Genomic DNA, 1,592 nt, shown 5'->3' with positions numbered 1-1,592 from the left:
TGTCGGGGGAGGGCGGCGTGCCGTCTCGCCGAAGGTCTCGCCGAAGGAGACGCCGCCACACGGAGAGGGCGCCGGAACCGCCACCGGCGGTTCGAACTCCCCATGGACCGTAGCACCGTGCCCGGTTCCCGGCCTGCGGAGAGCCGCCGACCTGCTGCGGGGCACGGGAATCCGACTGTCGATTCGCATACGTGCGGCTGTCCGGGCGAGCGGTGTACCGACATCGTTCCGGTTGCCCCGGTCGACGCGCGGCCGACATCATCGAGGCCGGAGCCGGTCGCGCCGGCGACCGTCGTGCCCGGTCGGGAAGGCGACCGGAACGGCGATCGGACCGGCGATCAGGACGGCAACCAGGAAAGCGACCAGGAAGACGGCGACCCGGAAGGCGACACCCGATGGATGCCACGCCACAGCAGCCGCTGCGATACGCCGTCGGGCTGCCCAACAGGCGCGAGTACGCCGATCCCCGCCTGCTCCGCGAACTGGGAGTGCTGGCGGAGCGGTCCGGCTGGGACGGATTCTTCCTCTGGGACGGACAGGTCGCGGAAGACCCGGACGAACACGTCACCGACTCGTGGACCACCCTGGCCGCGATCGCCGCCGACACGGAACGCCTGCGACTCGGCGTCATGGTGAACGTGCTCGCCCTCAAGCGCCCCGCCGAAGTCGCCCGCGCGACCGTCGCGCTGGACCTCCTCAGCGGTGGACGGCTGGTCTTCGGCGCCGGCCTGGGGTCCTCCGCCTCCGAGTTCCGGGCGCTGGGCCAGGATCCCGACCCACGGGTGCGCGCGGAGAAGCTGGACGAAGCCCTCCAGATCCTCGACGGGCTGTGGGCGGGCCGGCCGTTCACCTTCCACGGCCGCTGGTTCACGGTCACGGACCTCACCTTCCAGCCGGTGAGCCCGCAACGTCCTCGCATCCCGGTGTGGATCGCCGGCACCTGGCCCTCGCGACGCCCCATGCGACGGGCCGCCCGCTGGGACGGCGTCTTCCCCACCCGGGCGGGGGTGGGCCACACCGAGATGATGCCCCCGGCCGACCTGGACGCCGTGGTCTCCTACGTCCGCGCCCAACAGACCGTCCGGAACGGGCCGTTCGACGTCGTCATGGAGGGCCGGACATCCGGGGTCCGGCGGGACACCGACGCGATGGTCGTCGCCCCGTACCGGGCGGCCGGCCTCACCTGGTGGGTGGAGAAACTGGGCTGGTTCCGGGGCCCGGTCGAACTCGTCCGCGCCCGAATCGGATCCGGTCCCCCTCGTCCCGCCGATCCGGGAGCCGATCCCGTCGGAACCGCCTCCTCCGACGGACGGCCGTGACCTCACCCCGTAGACCCGGACCCGGACCCGGACCCGGACCCGGAGGGCGAACGGCCGGGCTGCTCGGGGGCGATGGGGCCGTCCACCCGAACCCGGGCGACACCCTCACCTTGAGAGCCCGAAGTGACACCCTCCGCAACCACCGGCAAGGCCGGCGCGGCGGCATCCACCCGTAGGAGTGCGCCGCCGCGCCCGGAATCCGATCCGCGCCCGGGTCCCGCCCCTGCGGCCCCAGCCGCCGCTCAGGCGGTGCGTGAAGGCCGCCCGGCGAGC

1 protein-coding gene is annotated in these 1,592 nt (G+C 73.4%); it reads left to right on the top strand.

Annotated features, from left to right (window positions below):
- Nucleotides 1–395 precede the first annotated feature (395 nt).
- Nucleotides 396–1,319 carry an LLM class flavin-dependent oxidoreductase gene (locus ACFRMQ_RS40630; RefSeq protein WP_380735950.1) on the top strand — a complete coding sequence of 308 codons (924 nt, stop codon included), beginning with the start codon at nucleotides 396–398 and terminating at the stop codon, nucleotides 1,317–1,319.
- The last annotated feature ends 273 nt before the right edge of the window (nucleotides 1,320–1,592 follow it).

This window comes from Kitasatospora sp. NPDC056783, assembly GCF_042789895.1.
Taxonomy (GTDB): Bacteria; Actinomycetota; Actinomycetes; order Streptomycetales; family Streptomycetaceae; genus Kitasatospora.
This window is presented reverse-complemented; position numbering and strand designations above follow the sequence as displayed.

Bases quoted from the DNA above. Each gene is read 5' to 3' on its own strand.
- ACFRMQ_RS40630 (WP_380735950.1), top strand. From the start codon at position 396: ATGGATGCCACGCCACAGCAGCCGCTGCGATACGCCGTCGGGCTGCCC.